The 14299-nt window shown below is 68.6% G+C and carries 11 protein-coding genes and 1 tRNA gene; 5 read left to right on the top strand and 7 right to left on the bottom strand.

All coding sequences use genetic code 11. From position 1 onward, the window contains the following. The first annotated feature begins 249 nt into the window (after positions 1 to 249). Both O3Q52_RS33370 and O3Q52_RS33365 read left to right on the top strand, forming a co-directional pair. Positions 250 to 1470 carry an acetyl-CoA C-acetyltransferase gene (locus tag O3Q52_RS33370; protein WP_269652400.1) on the top strand — a complete coding sequence of 407 codons (1221 nt, stop codon included), beginning with the start codon at positions 250 to 252 and terminating at the stop codon, positions 1468 to 1470. Positions 1471 to 1784: 314 nt separating this feature from the next. After that, positions 1785 to 2576 carry a hypothetical protein gene (locus O3Q52_RS33365; protein WP_269652399.1) on the top strand — a complete coding sequence of 264 codons (792 nt, stop codon included), beginning with the start codon at positions 1785 to 1787 and terminating at the stop codon, positions 2574 to 2576. Between the two features lie 111 nt (positions 2577 to 2687). Here the strand turns inward: O3Q52_RS33365 and O3Q52_RS33360 are convergent, their stop codons facing one another. Further along, the gene (locus O3Q52_RS33360) at positions 2688 to 2999 is read right to left on the bottom strand and encodes a hypothetical protein (protein ID WP_266759675.1); all 312 of its coding nucleotides are present in this window, start codon (positions 2997 to 2999) and stop codon (positions 2688 to 2690) included. A 102-nt stretch (positions 3000 to 3101) separates the two neighbouring features. Between O3Q52_RS33360 and O3Q52_RS33355 the strand changes: the two genes are divergently transcribed. Next, a complete protein-coding gene (locus tag O3Q52_RS33355) occupies positions 3102 to 3332 on the top strand; it encodes a DUF4287 domain-containing protein (RefSeq protein ID WP_200396381.1) in 231 nt (76 codons plus the stop codon). Positions 3333 to 3416: 84 nt separating this feature from the next. Here the strand turns inward: O3Q52_RS33355 and O3Q52_RS33350 are convergent, their stop codons facing one another. The 3 genes from O3Q52_RS33350 to O3Q52_RS33340 form a co-directional block, all read right to left on the bottom strand. Next, positions 3417 to 4313 carry a Bax inhibitor-1/YccA family protein gene (locus O3Q52_RS33350; protein WP_269652398.1) on the bottom strand — a complete coding sequence of 299 codons (897 nt, stop codon included), beginning with the start codon at positions 4311 to 4313 and terminating at the stop codon, positions 3417 to 3419. Positions 4314 to 4498: 185 nt separating this feature from the next. Next, a complete protein-coding gene (locus O3Q52_RS33345; protein WP_269652397.1) occupies positions 4499 to 5674 on the bottom strand; it encodes a 4-hydroxybenzoate 3-monooxygenase in 1176 nt (391 codons plus the stop codon). A gap of 193 nt (positions 5675 to 5867) precedes the next feature. After that, positions 5868 to 5950 (bottom strand) — tRNA-Leu (locus O3Q52_RS33340). 393 nt (positions 5951 to 6343) lie between these two features. Between O3Q52_RS33340 and O3Q52_RS33335 the strand changes: the two genes are divergently transcribed. Further along, positions 6344 to 7114, top strand: a complete 771-nt coding sequence (locus O3Q52_RS33335; RefSeq protein WP_269652396.1) for an ABC transporter ATP-binding protein — start codon at positions 6344 to 6346, stop codon at positions 7112 to 7114. A 66-nt stretch (positions 7115 to 7180) separates the two neighbouring features. Continuing rightward, positions 7181 to 9706, top strand: coding sequence for an ABC transporter permease (locus O3Q52_RS33330; RefSeq protein ID WP_269652395.1), 2526 nt, complete (start codon positions 7181 to 7183; stop codon positions 9704 to 9706). Between the two features lie 67 nt (positions 9707 to 9773). Here the strand turns inward: O3Q52_RS33330 and O3Q52_RS33325 are convergent, their stop codons facing one another. The 3 genes from O3Q52_RS33325 to O3Q52_RS33315 form a co-directional block, all read right to left on the bottom strand. Beyond that, the gene (locus tag O3Q52_RS33325; protein WP_269652401.1) at positions 9774 to 11063 is read right to left on the bottom strand and encodes a cyclopropane-fatty-acyl-phospholipid synthase family protein; all 1290 of its coding nucleotides are present in this window, start codon (positions 11061 to 11063) and stop codon (positions 9774 to 9776) included. Positions 11064 to 11378: 315 nt separating this feature from the next. Continuing rightward, the gene (locus O3Q52_RS33320; RefSeq protein ID WP_269652394.1) at positions 11379 to 12779 is read right to left on the bottom strand and encodes an NAD(P)/FAD-dependent oxidoreductase; all 1401 of its coding nucleotides are present in this window, start codon (positions 12777 to 12779) and stop codon (positions 11379 to 11381) included. A 435-nt stretch (positions 12780 to 13214) separates the two neighbouring features. Continuing rightward, positions 13215 to 14156, bottom strand: coding sequence for a Ppx/GppA phosphatase family protein (locus O3Q52_RS33315; protein ID WP_269652393.1), 942 nt, complete (start codon positions 14154 to 14156; stop codon positions 13215 to 13217). Positions 14157 to 14299: the final 143 nt, after the last annotated feature.

The raw sequence follows: 14299 nt of genomic DNA, 5'->3' as shown, positions 1-14299 counted from the left end.
CGTTCAGGCCGATGCGGGGGTCTGGGGGCGGCAGCCCCCAGGGACGGGACGGGTAAGGGCGGCGGGGGCGAGGAAAGCAAGCGCTTAGACAAATGCGGTCCGAGTCACACACCCACACCCGTGACCTCACCCATACGTACGGGTAACTTCCCAGACAGGTCCGCCTACACCCCCGTTACTCCCGCCCGCCACCCGACCACCACCCCTCAACGAGGCGCTGCGCGCCGCCCCTTCCCATTGGAGCCGTAGATGCCCGAAGCCGTGATCGTCTCGACCGCCCGCTCCCCCATCGGCCGCGCTTTCAAGGGCTCCCTCAAGGACCTGCGCCCGGACGACCTCACCGCCACGATCATCCAGGCCGCCCTCGCCAAGGTCCCCGAGCTGGACCCCAAGGACATCGAGGACCTGATGCTCGGCTGCGGCCTCCCCGGCGGGGAGCAGGGCAGCAACCTCGGCCGCATCGTCGCCGTACAGATGGGGATGGACCACCTCCCCGGCTGCACGATCACCCGTTACTGTTCCTCGTCGCTCCAGACGACCCGCATGGCCCTGCACGCCATCAAGGCGGGCGAGGGCGACGTCTTCATCTCGGCGGGCGTGGAGATGGTGTCCCGCTTCACGAAGGGCAACTCCGACAGCCTCCCGGACACACACAACCCCCTCTTCGCGGACGCGGAGGCCCGCACCGCGGAGGTCGCCGCCAGCGAGGGCGCGAGCTGGCACGACCCGCGCGAGGACGGCATCGTCCCCGACCCGTACATCGCCATGGGCCAGACCGCGGAGAACCTCGCCCGCATCAAGGGCGTCACCCGCCAGGACATGGACGAGTTCGGCGTCCGCTCGCAGAACCTCGCCGAGGAAGCCATCAAGAACGGCTTCTGGGAGCGCGAGATCACCCCGGTCACGACCCCGGACGGCACGGTCGTCTCGAAGGACGACGGCCCCCGCGCCGGCGTCACCCTCGAAGGTGTCCAGGGCCTCAAGCCGGTCTTCCGCCCGGACGGACTCGTCACGGCGGGCAACTGCTGCCCGCTGAACGACGGCGCCGCCGCCGTGGTGATCATGTCCGACACGAAGGCCCGCGAGCTCGGCCTGACCCCCCTCGCCCGGGTCGTCTCGACCGGCGTCACCGGCCTCTCCCCCGAGATCATGGGCCTCGGCCCGGTCGAGGCGTCGAAGCAGGCCCTGAGCCGCGCCGGCCTGACCGTCGACGACATCGACCTGTTCGAGATCAACGAGGCGTTCGCCGCCCAGGTGATCCCCTCCTACCGCGACCTGAACATCCCGCTGGACAAGCTGAACGTGAACGGCGGCGCGATCGCGGTCGGCCACCCCTTCGGCATGACCGGCGCCCGCATCACCGGCACGCTCATCAACTCCCTCCAGTTCCACGACAAGCAGTTCGGCCTGGAGACGATGTGCGTCGGCGGCGGCCAGGGCATGGCGATGGTCATCGAGCGCCTGAGCTAGTAGCCGGATCCACCACGGCCGCCGGCGCCCGAACCGAAGCGCCGCCGCTGTAACCGCAGTTGAACTCAGCGTGACCGAATCGGCCCGGAACCCCACAACCACCGGGGCTACGGGCCGATTTGTGATCCAATCTCCCCCAGGATGTGACCTATCTCCCTCTGGAGAGGGATTTACGCAGGTCAGAGCCGTTACGCAACCAAACATCAGGCCTAAAGTCCTGTCCCTTTCGTGACGTTACGCACTGACAGCTGGTTAGTCCGCCCTTCAAGCTGATGTAGGAAGTCGGGGGTCGACTTTGAACCGGGAGTACGTCAGTGAGCACCACGTCTCTTGCTCTGCTGCTCGCCACAGCCGCCACCACGGCCGTGGGCGTCGCCGTTCTGCGCACCCTGCTGGCGCTGCGCCGACAGGTGGCGGCCCTGCACACCCAGCTCGCCGACAGCCGCGCCACGGCCGTCCGCGGTCTCGTGCCGTCCGCGCGCTCGACCACGGACACGGACGAGATACGTGCCGCCGTGGCCGAGGCGCTCGCCGAGGAGCGGGAGCGGGAGCTCGCCGAGGCCCGGGCGTTCTGGGCCGCCCAGGAGGCGCGTGACGCCTCGGACTCGCCCACTCTGCTCGGCCTGCCGGACAGCGATCTGTTCCTGCCGCGCCAGTCGGACTTCGCGGGCCTCGAACACCTGGAGCCGGTGACCGAGCCTGCCGCCGACGCCGACGAGTTCGCCGGGGACTCCCCCGAACTGGCCGCGGCCCGCCGCCGTCACCCCTCGCACCCGGACTTCGTACCGGTCCAGTCACCGGTCGTGAACGACCACGAACGCACGGTGTCCTGCCTGGAGGAGTTGGCCGAGTCCCGCACGGAACTCACCGACATCCGCCCCGGCCCGCTCGGCACGCTCGACGTCTACGTCTTCGCCGACGGCACCACCCTGTGCATGACCCCGGGCCACCGCGAAACCGCCGACCGCCTCGCCGATTCCCTCCGCACCGGCCACCCCCCGGTCCTCCTGGGCGGCTCCGGAGTCTCAGGCGCCTACGCCCTGACCTTCGAATGCGCGAACGAGAACGTCTACGTCCTGGCGGACCGGGTCATAGCCTCGCTGTAGCCCCTTTTGCCTTTAGGGGCTCAGCGGCGCGGGAACCCGCGCGGCGGGCCCCGTAAGGGGCGCGGGGAACTGCGCGCTCAGCCACAACGCACCCGCAGTCGCAGGCGAACCTCAAACCCCCGCCCTCTTCTGCGCCTCCTCAACAACCCGCACAGCATCCACGACCTCATCCCCCGTGGTCAGCACAACAGCCAAGTCATTCCCAGCCAGAGTGATCTGATCCGCCGCGGCGAACATCCCCGCATCCGGCATCTCCAGAGGCTCCCGCAAGGGGTCCTCCAACCGCTGGGCACGCAGTGCCAACTCCCTGGCCAGCCCCAGCGCTTCCGCGGCAGCCCCCCGTTGCAACCGACTCTGCGGAGCGGCCCGCAACCGGTCGGCGAAATGTTCCACGGCCCGCGTCAAAGGCGTCGTATCAAGCACGCGCCGACCCTACGCGCCTCATCTGGACTGTTGCCAACAGGCCAACGCTCAGGCACGGTGACTTGAAGGACCGGCTTACATCCCATGCGTCCGGAGGCGCCGATGTCCCAAGTCTTCTCCGAGGAGACCCATCGCAATCTGCTCGCCCGCATCCCCCATTGCACCGGTCGTGAGATCTCCGACTGGCTGCGCACCGTCGACGAAGGCCCCGCTCTCTTCCGCTTCGAGGAGAAGGTCAGCTGGCTCCGCGCCGAGCACGACCTCGCGTACGGCCACGCCAAAGCCATCATTCACGAGTACGACCTGAGGAGGGCCGCGCGCAAACTGCGCTGAGCGGTTTCGCTCTGCTCCTGCACCCGACAAAAATGGAAGGGCCCGCGAACCGTGGTTCGCGGGCCCTTCCGACTGCGGGTCCTGCTAATCGTTGCCGCTGAAGATCGCGACCAGGCGCAGCATCTCCAGGTAGATCCAGACGAGGCTCATGGTGAGGCCGAAGGCGGCCAGCCAGGACTCGTCGCGGGGGGCGCCGTAGGCGATGCCGTCCTCGATCTGCTTGAAGTCGAGCGTCAGGAAGAACGCACCGAGGACGATCGCGAGAATGCCGACGATCGCGCCCAGCGGGCCCATGCTCCGCAGCCCGCCGTCATCGGCGACACCGAAGACGACCAGCAGCAGGTTGACCGCCATGACGAGCACGAAGGCGATGGCGATGGCCATGCCGATGCGCGCGTACCGGGCGGTGACGCGGATCCAGCCCGCCTTGTAGACCAGCAGGGTGGCGCCGGACACCGCCATGGTGCCGAGCACGGCCTGGAAGGGCGCGCCACTCCACCGGCTGTTGAACATCTCGCTGATCACGCCGAGGAAAACACCCTCGAAGGCGGCGTAAGCCAGGATCAGCGGGGGCGAGGCCTTGCGCTTGAAGGCCTGTACGAGCGCGAAGACCATTGCGATCAGCGCGGAGCCGATGGCCAGGCCGAAGCTGGTCGACGTGACCGGCAGCAGCGCCCAGGCGAGCACGGCACCGACGGTGACCGTGCCGAGCGTCATGGCCGTACGCGAGACGACGTCGTCCATCGTCATGCGGCCGGCGGCGGGCGGGGCCTGCGGCGGCGCGCCGTGCTGGAGGTCCTGCGGGGCGTAAGGATTCTGCGCGTACGGGTTGCCGACCTGCGGGGCGTGCGGGGTGCCCGCGTACGGGTTCCCCTGCGTTCCGACAGCGGGGCCCCCGGCCTGCGGCGCGGTGTTGAAGCCCGCGTAGCCGTTGTCGCGGCTGAACCCCCGTCGCGAGAAGACCGGGTTGCTGCTCCTCATTTCACTCCTCCATGGCCACCCTGCGTGGCCTTGGCTCAAGAGTAATGGGTAGGCAAAAGAAAGCCTCTAGTGCCTGGGGAGGATCTTTCCCCTCTTGTGACCGGGAACACCAGGCCGAGACCCGGCATTCCCCGCACCGTTACAACGCCGGTACGCACTGTTCCGGTTCCCTCTTCCGGGGTGTCTCACTCCAGCGGGAAGCCCGTGTATCCCTCGGCGAGGTCCTGCTCGGCGGCCCGCGCGCCGGCGATCCGCGCCAGCCGGGCGAGCTGGATCCGGTCCTCGAAGGGCGTCGCGTCGGCAGGCCGGTGCAGCAGCGTCGTCATCTCGTACGAGAACCGCTCGGCCTGCCACACCCGCCGCAGACAGGTCTCGGAGTACGCGTCGAGCAGTTCGGCCGACCCGGTCTCCCGCTCGTACGCCAGGGCCCGCGCGAAGGTGACCACGTCACCGACCGCGAGGTTCAGCCCCTTGGCGCCGGTCGGCGGCACGATGTGGGCGGCGTCACCGGCGAGGAAGAGCCGCCCGTACCGCATCGGCTCGTGCACATGGCTGCGCATGGGTGTGACGGACTTCTGGGTGATGGGCCCCCGCTCCAGCCGCCAGCCGTCCCCCGTCTCGAACCGCCGCTCCAGCTCGTCCCAGATCTCCTCGTCGGCCCACTCCTCGGCGTCCGTGCCCTCGGGCACCTGGAGGTAGAGCCGCGAGACGACGGGCGACCGCATGGACAGCAGGGCGAAGCCACGGTCGTGCCGGGCGTAGACGAGCTCGTCGTGCGAGGGCGGCACATCGGCGAGGATCCCGAGCCACCCGAACGGGTAAGTCCGCTCGAAGACCCGGGTGAGCTCGGCAGGAATGGCCTTGCGGGCGACCCCCCAGAAACCATCGCACCCGACCACGTACGAGCACTCCAGCACGTCCTCGCGCCCTTCATGCCGAAAACGCACCCGCGGAGCTTCACTCGCCGCCCCCTCCACGGCGAGGGCCTCCGCCTCGAAGAGGAGCGGCCCGCCCTCCTTGAGCTGAAGCGCGATGAGGTCCTTGCACACCTCGGTCTGGGCGTAGACCATCACGGACCGCCCACCGGTCAGAGCGGGAAAGTCGACCCGGTGCCGCCGCCGGTCGAACCGCAGCTCGATGCCGTCGTGCCGGAGCCCCTCACGGTCCATGCGCTCACCGGCACCCGCCGCCCGCAGCACGTCCACGGTCCCCTGCTCCAGGATCCCGGCCCGCTGCCGATGCTCCACATAGGCCCGGTCCCGGCTCTCCAGCACGACGGAGTCGATCCCCGCGTTGTGCAGCAGCCGCGCCAGCAGCAGCCCGGCCGGTCCGGCCCCGATGATCCCGACGGTGGTACGCATCGACTCGCCCCTTCGCGCTACGAAACTGAAGTGAGCGACCCTCATCGCGTTCGCCCAGTGAACCAAACTTCACCAAATCACTACGGTGAGTCTCCGACGGGCAGAACCCGCTGTCAACGGTTGTGAGGTGAAGTCTTCAATGAAGGATGCACCCTTCATTGGGATACGCCGGAAAAAGCGGAAGTGTCGGAGGTGCCCGGAACCGGACTTGAACCGGTACGCCCGCGAGGGGCAGCGAGGTTTAAGCTCGCCGTGTCTGCATTCCACCATCCGGGCAGGCCATGGGCTCCGCGTCGAGTGTTCCGAGCCTATCGGGACAGATCCCCCGAACAGCGGAAGGGCAGCCCGATGTTGTCTTATTTTATTGACGTCTGAGGGTGCATCAGCCCACGGTACGCGCCATCAGCACATGCCAAATGCCGTTCGGCCGAAGCTTGACGGCGTATGGGGAATGACGTGATTTCACCGCCCGAACGAGCGGAACCTGACGAACCGTCGCCGATTCCCTCTCAGGGACGGACGTCATCCCCAGGTATGACACGGGCTCGCCGGGTCCGACCCAAGGCTGCCTTCGGAACCGGAACAGCGGGTGACTACACGGCGCCGATCGACGCCGACGATGGAACTGTCGTCCTCACTCGTCGTCGTACCGACAAGGAGCACCCTTCCGTGACCACCACGCCCCTCGCCGACCGTGCCACCACGGTGGCCGCCCGCGCCTCGGAACTGTCCAAGGTCTACGGACAGGGGGAGACCCAGGTGGTCGCCCTGGACCGGGTCTCCGTCGACTTCCGGCAGGCCGAGTTCACCGCGATCATGGGCCCCTCCGGCTCCGGCAAGTCCACGCTGATGCACTGCGTGGCGGGCCTGGACAGCTTCTCCTCCGGCTCGGTCCGCATCGGCGACACCGAACTCGGCTCCCTCAAGGACAAGCAGCTGACCAAGCTGCGCCGGGACAAGATCGGCTTCATCTTCCAGGCGTTCAACCTCCTGCCGACCCTCACCGCCCTGGAGAACATCACCCTCCCCATGGACATCGCGGGCCGCAAGCCGGACAAGGAGTGGCTCAACAACGTGATCCGGATGGTGGGCCTGGCCGACCGCCTCTCCCACCGTCCCACCGAGCTCTCCGGCGGCCAGCAGCAGCGCGTCGCCGTGGCCCGCGCGCTGGCGTCCCGCCCGGACATCATCTTCGGCGACGAGCCCACCGGAAACCTGGACTCGCGATCGGGTGCCGAGGTGCTGGGCTTCCTCCGCAACTCAGTACGGGAGATGGGGCAGACCGTCGTCATGGTCACCCACGACCCGGTGGCCGCGGCGTACGCGGACCGCGTGATCTTCCTGGCCGACGGGCGGATCGTCGACGAGATGCTCTCGCCGACCGCCGACGGCGTCCTCGACCGGATGAAGGCCTTCGACGCCAAGGGCCGTACGAGCTAGCCGACAACGCGCCCTCGCGCCCCGCCGCGTCTCGTCCCGCCTCCTCCTCCACCAGGACAGAAACCCATGTTCCGTACCGCCCTGCGCAACGTCCTCGCGCACAAGGCCAGGCTGTTGATGACCGTGCTCGCCGTCATGCTCGGCGTCGCCTTCGTCTCCGGCACCCTGGTCTTCACCGACACCTTCGGCAACGCCTACAAGAACAAGTCGGCGAAGAGCTTCGACCACGTCTCGGTCGCCATACAGCCCGAAGGCGGCTCCTACTACGAGTCCGGTGACGACGGCGAGGCCAAGAAGCCGCCGCGGCTGACCGACGCCCTCCTGAAGAAGACCCAGAACCTGCCCGGCGCCGACTCGGCGATCGGCGGCGTCATGGACTTCACCGCGCTCGCCGACAAGGACGGCAAGCTCGTAGGCGGCGACTGGGGCACCTCCGGTGCCAACTACTACCCCGGCAAGGACGGCAAGGACCCCCGCTACGACTTCACCGAGGGCGCGGCACCCAAGTCCGCCGGTGAGATCGCGCTCGACTCCAGGACCGCCGGACGCACCGGCTACAAGGTCGGTGACACGGTCCGCTACTCCACCGACGGCCCGGTGAGGCAGGCGAGGATCAGCGGCGTCTTCGACACCGAGGACGGCAGCGTCCTCGCGGGCGGCAGCCTGGTGGTGTTCGACAACGACACCGCCATGAAGGTCCTCGGCAAGAGCCAGTACGACGAGATCGACGTGAAGGCCGCCGCGGGCACCTCCGAGACGGCGCTGAAGAGCTCGGTCGAGAAGATCCTGCCGAAGGAGACGGTCGCCCTCTCCGGTGCCCAGCTCTCCGACGACCAGGAGGCGATGATCGAGGAGCAGACCAGTGCGATGAGCCAGGTCCTGCTCATCTTCGCGGGCATCGCCCTGTTCGTCGGCATCTTCATCATCGCCAACACCTTCACCATGCTGGTCGCCCAGCGCACCAAGGAGCTGGCCCTGATGCGCGCCATCGGCGCCTCGCGCCGCCAGGTGACGCGCTCCGTGCTCATCGAGGCGTTCCTCGTGGGCCTGGCGGCCGCGGTGACCGGCTTCGCGCTCGGCATCGGCGTGGCCATGGGCCTGGAGTCCCTGATGAACTCCGCGGGCGCCTCCCTGCCCGACGGGCCGCTCGTCATCGCCCCGACCACGATCGTCGTCGCGCTGGTCATCGGCGTGGTCGTGACCATGCTGGCCGCCTGGCTGCCGGGCCGCCGCGCCGCGAAGATCCCGCCGGTCGCCGCGATGAACAGCGTCCACGCGACGCCGACCACGCGCGGTCTCGTCGTCCGCAACACCCTCGGCTCGGTCATCGTCGCCCTCGGCGCGGTCATGCTGTTCATGGACGACAACTACGTGAAGGCCGGCGGCGCCGGAGTGATCCTCGTCGGTGTCATCGTCCTCACGCCGCTCCTGTCGCGCCCGTTCATCGCCGCGTCGGCCCCGCTCCTGAAGCCGTTCGGCGTCACGGGCAAGCTGTCCCGGCTCAACGCGGTGCGCAACCCGCGCCGCACGGCCTCCACCGCCTCGGCCCTGATGATCGGCCTGACCCTCATCACGGCGATGACGGTGGTCGCGACCTCCATGGGCAGCGCCATCAACAAGATGGCCTCGGACTCCCTGAAGGCCGACTACACCGTCTCCATGGCGAACTACCAGCCGCTGGCCCCCGAGGTCCGCGAGCAGCTGGACAAGCTCCCCGACGTCGAGGCGAGCAGCCCGTTGCGCCCGGCCTACGGCGAGCTCGGCGACTCGTACATCGAGGTCTCCGGCGTCGACGAGAAGGCCTTCGGCAAGCTGGTGAGCCTCGACTTCACCAGCGGCTCCCTCGCGAACCTGACCGGCGCCTCCACACTGGTCGACAAGGAGACCGCGGACGACGAGGGCCTGAAGACGGGTGACACCGTCCCGGTGAAGTTCGACGACGGCGAGACGGCCCGGCTGAAGGTCGCCGGCGTCTACGAGCAGAACGAGATGCTCAACGGTCTGTTCGCGCCGCTCGCCGTGGTCGACCCGCACCTGTCGAAGGTCACCGATCAGCAGGTCATGGTGAAGATGAAGGACGGTGTCTCCGACCGGGCCGAGGACGCCATCGTCAAGGCCCTGGGCGACAACCCCGCCATCAAGATCCAGGACAAGAACGCGCTCAACAACGAGATCGCCGGCGCGATCAACCTGATGCTGAACATGCTCTACGGCCTCCTGGCGATGGCCATCCTGATCGCGGTCCTCGGTGTCATCAACACCCTGGCCATGTCGGTCTTCGAGCGGAAGCACGAGATCGGCATGATGCGGGCCATCGGTCTCGACCGCGCGAAGGTCAAGCAGATGGTGCGCCTGGAGGCGATCATCATCTCCCTGTTCGGTGCGGTGCTCGGCATCGGTCTCGGCCTCTTCATGGGCTGGGTGGCGGGCGACAGCATCTCCGGCACGGTGAAGACGTACAGCATGGAGATCCCGTTCGGCCGGATCGCCGTCTTCCTCTGCATCGCGGGCCTGGTCGGCGTCCTCGCGGCGATGTGGCCGGCGCGCAGCGCGGCGAAGCTGAACCCGCTGATGGCGATCAAGAGCGAGTAGTTGCTGGCGGTGCGCACAGGAGTGGGGCCCCGGACGAGCGTCGTCCGGGGCCCCACTCACGTACGTCCTACCGCCAGGAGCGGGCGCGCAGCGGCATCCCCGAGGTGCCGGTGTCCGGGGTCCTCACCGCCAGCACCTGGTTCACGCCGATGCGGTTGCGCTCGAAGGCGAGCGCCGAGGCGGCCATGTAGAGGCGCCAGACGCGGGCCCGGCCGGGGCTGGTGAGACGGACCGCGGTCGGCCAGTCGGCCTCCAGGTTGGCCACCCACCGGCGCAGCGTCAGCCCGTAGTGCTCACGGATCGACTCGACGTCACGGACCTCGAACCCGGCGTTCTCCAACTGGCTCACAGTCCCGCCGACCGGCTCCAGCTCCCCGTCCGGGAAGACGTACCTGTCCATGAACGCGTCGAGTTCGTACCCCGACTCGTCCCGCCACGGCCGGCGCCCGATCTGGTGGTTCAGAAGCCGCCCGCCCGGCCCGAGGAGACCGAACAGCACCCGGGCGTACTCCAGATAGCGCTCACTGCCGACGTGTTCGGCCATACCCACGGAGGAGATCGCGTCGTAGGGCCCGTCCGTGACGTCGCGGTAGTCCTGGACGCGGATCTCGATCCGGTCGGTCAGACCCTCCTCCGCGACGCGCTTGCGGGCGTACGCGGCCTGCTCCTGGGACAGGGTGACGCCGACGACGCTCACGCCGTGCTCGCGGGCGGCGTGTATGGCCATCGAACCCCAGCCGCAGCCGACGTCGAGCAGCCGCATGCCCGGCTTCAGATCGAGCTTGCGGGCGACGAGTCCGAGCTTGTCGCGCTGGGCGTCCTCAAGCGTGCCGTCCGAGGAGTCCCAGTAGGCGCACGAGTAGACCATGGAGGGCCCTAGGACGATCTCGTAGAAGTCGTTCCCCACGTCGTAGTGATGGCTGATCGCCCGTCTGTCGCTGCCCTTGGTGTGCAGGTGGGAGCGTCTGCGCACCTCCTCGCGGGGCGGGGCGGGGGGCAGGGGCGGCCCCGCCATCCGTACGAGCCCCCACACGGCGGCCCGCACGTCCGGGTCCCGCAGGGCCTCGCGCAGGGTCCGGGCGTCCTCGCCGCGCTCCCACACCAGCTCGGCCATGACGTCCAGGACGGCGTACAGATCGCCGTCCACGGTCAGGTCCCCGGCGACCCAGGCACGGGCCATGCCCAGTTCGCCAGGCTTCCAGAGCAGCCGGCGCAGGGCCCGGCGGTTCCGTACGACGAGTACGGGGCTCTCGGGCGGACCCGCCTCCGAGCCGTCCCAGGCGCGAATGCGCACCGGGAGCGGGGCTCCCAGCAACTGCTCCATCAGCGCCTTCAGCCGCAGCGCCGCGTCCTGCATGACGCACACCTCCGTGATGACGGATCCCACAGACTCCAACACCACGTAAACACCAACGGGCCCGATGCGCAGTCCCACCAAAGCGTTACATCCGAGCAAAATACATGCAGTCAACACGCAAACCACGGGGCCGGACAGGCTGGTAGTCAGCCCGTCCGGCGTTTGAGGACGAGGCCGTTCGGGCCGATCGGGGGTCTGGGGGCGCAGCCCCCAGGGACGGGACTAGGGGCGGCGGGGGCGATAAAACCCCGAAGGGGGCCTCCCGCACCACGGATGGCGGGAGGCCCCCTTCGGGGTGAAGCAGATGACCGGAGGTCAGGAGGCCTTGGCCTTCTCCTCGGTCTTGGCGGGCGCCGGCTCGGCCTTCGCGGCAACCGCCGGCGCCGGCTTCGCAGCCTCGTAGAACTCCTCACGAGGAGTCTCCATGGCCCCGAGCGACACAACCTCACGCTTCAGGAACATCGCAAGAGTCCAGTCGGCGAAGACGCGGATCTTACGGTTCCACGTCGGCATGGCCAGCCCGTGGTAACCCCGGTGCATGTACCAGGCAAGACGACCCTTGAGCTTGATCTTCATCTTGCCCATGACGATCATCGCGACGCCCTTGTGCAGGCCGAGCCCGGCGACCGCACCCTTGTTGGCGTGACTGTAGTCCTTCTGCGGGAAGCCCCGCATACCGGAGATCACGTTGTCACCGAGGACCCGGGCCTGCCGCAGCGCGTGCTGCGCGTTCGGCGGGCACCAGGCGTTCTCGTTGCCGGCCTTGCGGCCGACGAGGTCCGGCACCTGGGCGTTGTCGCCGGCGGCCCAGACGTAGTCCGTGCCCTGCACCTGGAGCGTGGTCCGGGTGTCCACGTGACCACGGGGACCGAGCGGCAGACCGAAGCGGGAGAGCACCGGGTTCGGCTTGACGCCGGCCGTCCACACGATGGTGCTGGAGTCGACCTCGAGGCCGTTCTTCAGCACCACGTGGCCGTCGACGCAGGAGTCCATGGAGGTGGAGAGGTAGACCTCGACCCCACGTCCTTCGAGGTGCTCCTTGCCGTACTGGCCGAGCTTCGGACCGACCTCGGGAAGGATCTTGTCCGCGGCGTCGACGAGGATGAACCGCATGTCCTCGCGCGACACGTTGTTGTAGTACTTGGCCGCGTCGCGGGCCATGTCCTCGACCTCGCCGATGGTCTCCGCGCCCGCGAAGCCACCGCCGACGAAGACGAAGGTGAGCGCCTTGCGCCGCACGTCCTCGTCCGTCGTGGAGTCGGCCTTGTCCAGCTGCTCAAGCACGTGGTTGCGCAGGCCGATGGCCTCCTCGATGCCCTTCATACCGATGCCCTGCTCGGCGAGGCCGGGGATCGGGAAGGTGCGCGAGACCGCGCCCATCGCGATGACGAGGTAGTCGAAAGGCAGCTCGTACGCCTCGCCCACGAGGGGGGCGATCGTGGCGACCTTGCGGTCCTGGTCGATGGTCGTGACCCGGCCGGTCAGAACTTCCGCCTTGGGCAGCACGCGTCGCAGCGGGACGACGACGTGCCGAGGCGAAATGCTGCCGGCGGCGGCTTCGGGGAGGAAGGGCTGGTAGGTCATGTACGACCGGGGGTCGACGACCGTGACGGTCGCCTCGCCGTAGCGCATCTTCTTGAGAATGCGCCGAGCTGCGTACAGGCCTACGTACCCACCGCCTACTACGAGGATCCTGGGACGCTCCGTGGTGCTCATGCCATCGAGTATCCACCTGCCCCAGGGGGGTCGCTCGTGCGCCCCTTCACAAGCTTCTTCACGCCCTCTGTTACACTGCGCGGCCCACGTGAGCGAGGTCATGGTCCAGCAGGGGAACCAGCGCCTGGTACGGGCCGTTGTCAATGCCGCGTGAGCTGCCGCTCCGGCTGTTCGACCCCTCTGAACCGGCCCCCTTTTTCATACGATCGCAGCACTCGCGGAACACTCTGTTGATCATGCTCCGGAGCCTCCCAGGGGCCCCGGGCGACCCGTAGGGACGAAAACCTCGCCCAACAGGGCCGATTCTCTTGTGAAGAACTTCACGAAGTTTTCCGACGGGGCGTTCCCGGGGCCGTTTCCAAGACCGTTCAGAGGCCTTCCGAGGCGCTCAAACGTCTCCCGACCTGCTCAGTCGAGGGGCAGTCCGGGCCGGCTTCAGGCCACGGACCACGCGATCCCGTCGAGGATGTCGTGCTCGCTCACGACCACCTCGTCCGCCCCGATCCGTTCCATGACCGAGAGCAGCACGAGGGCGCCTGCGCCGATGACGTCGACCCGGCCCGGGTGCATCGAGGGGATCGCGGCACGCTCGGCATGGGTGGCGGACAGCAGCCGCTCGGCGATCTCGCGGACACGTTCGTAGGAGACCCGGGAGTGGTGGATGGCCTCGGAGTCGTACTCCGGGAGGTCCTGGGCGATCGCCGAGATGGTGGTCACGGATCCGGCGAGCCCGACGAGCGTACGGGCCTCGCGCAGCGGCACGGACTCCTCGGCGAGGTCGAGGGCCGCCTCGATGTCGGCGCGGATCGCCTCGATCTGCTCCGGGGTAGGCGGGTCGCTGACCACTCCGTCGTGCACGAGGTGCCGTTCCGTCATCCGTACGCAGCCGATGTCGACCGAGCGGGCGGCGCGGACGTGGCCCTCGCCCACGACGAACTCCGTGGAGCCGCCGCCGATGTCCACCACGAGGTAGGGCTTGGCGAGGTCGTCGCGTCCTGCAAGCTCCTTGGTGGCGCCCGTGAACGAGAACTCCGCCTCCTGGTCGCCCGAGATGACCTCGGGCTCGACGCCCAGGATGTCGAGGACTCCTCGTACGAACTCGTCTCGGTTCTCGGCGTCGCGGGAGGCGGAGGTCGCGACGAAGCGGAGTCGCTCCGCGCCGTGTTCCTTGACGATCGCCGCGTACTCGCGGCAGGCCGCGAAGGTCCTCTCCAGCGCGTCCGGCGCCAGTCGGCCCGTGCGGTCGACGCCCTGGCCCAGGCGGACGATCGTCATCCGTCGGTCCAGGTCGACGAGTTCCCCCGTCGCCGGATCCGCGTCCGCGACGAGCAGCCGGATCGAGTTGGTACCGCAGTCGATGGCGGCGACGCGAGTCATGAGTGATGGTCTCCTGTTGCGATCGATACCCGGGGGGGCGCCTGAGGCATTTCCTCGCCCCCGCCGCCCCTACCCTCCCCCACTCTCGGCTTCGCTCGAGCGGGGGGACCCCCATCGTCCCTGACTCAGGGGCTCCGCCCCCG

Source organism: Streptomyces sp. ActVer (genome assembly GCF_027270795.1).
Classification (GTDB): Bacteria; Actinomycetota; Actinomycetes; order Streptomycetales; family Streptomycetaceae; genus Streptomyces; species Streptomyces umbrinus_A.
Note: the sequence above shows the minus strand (reverse complement) of the source record. Positions and strands in the feature narration are given on the sequence as shown.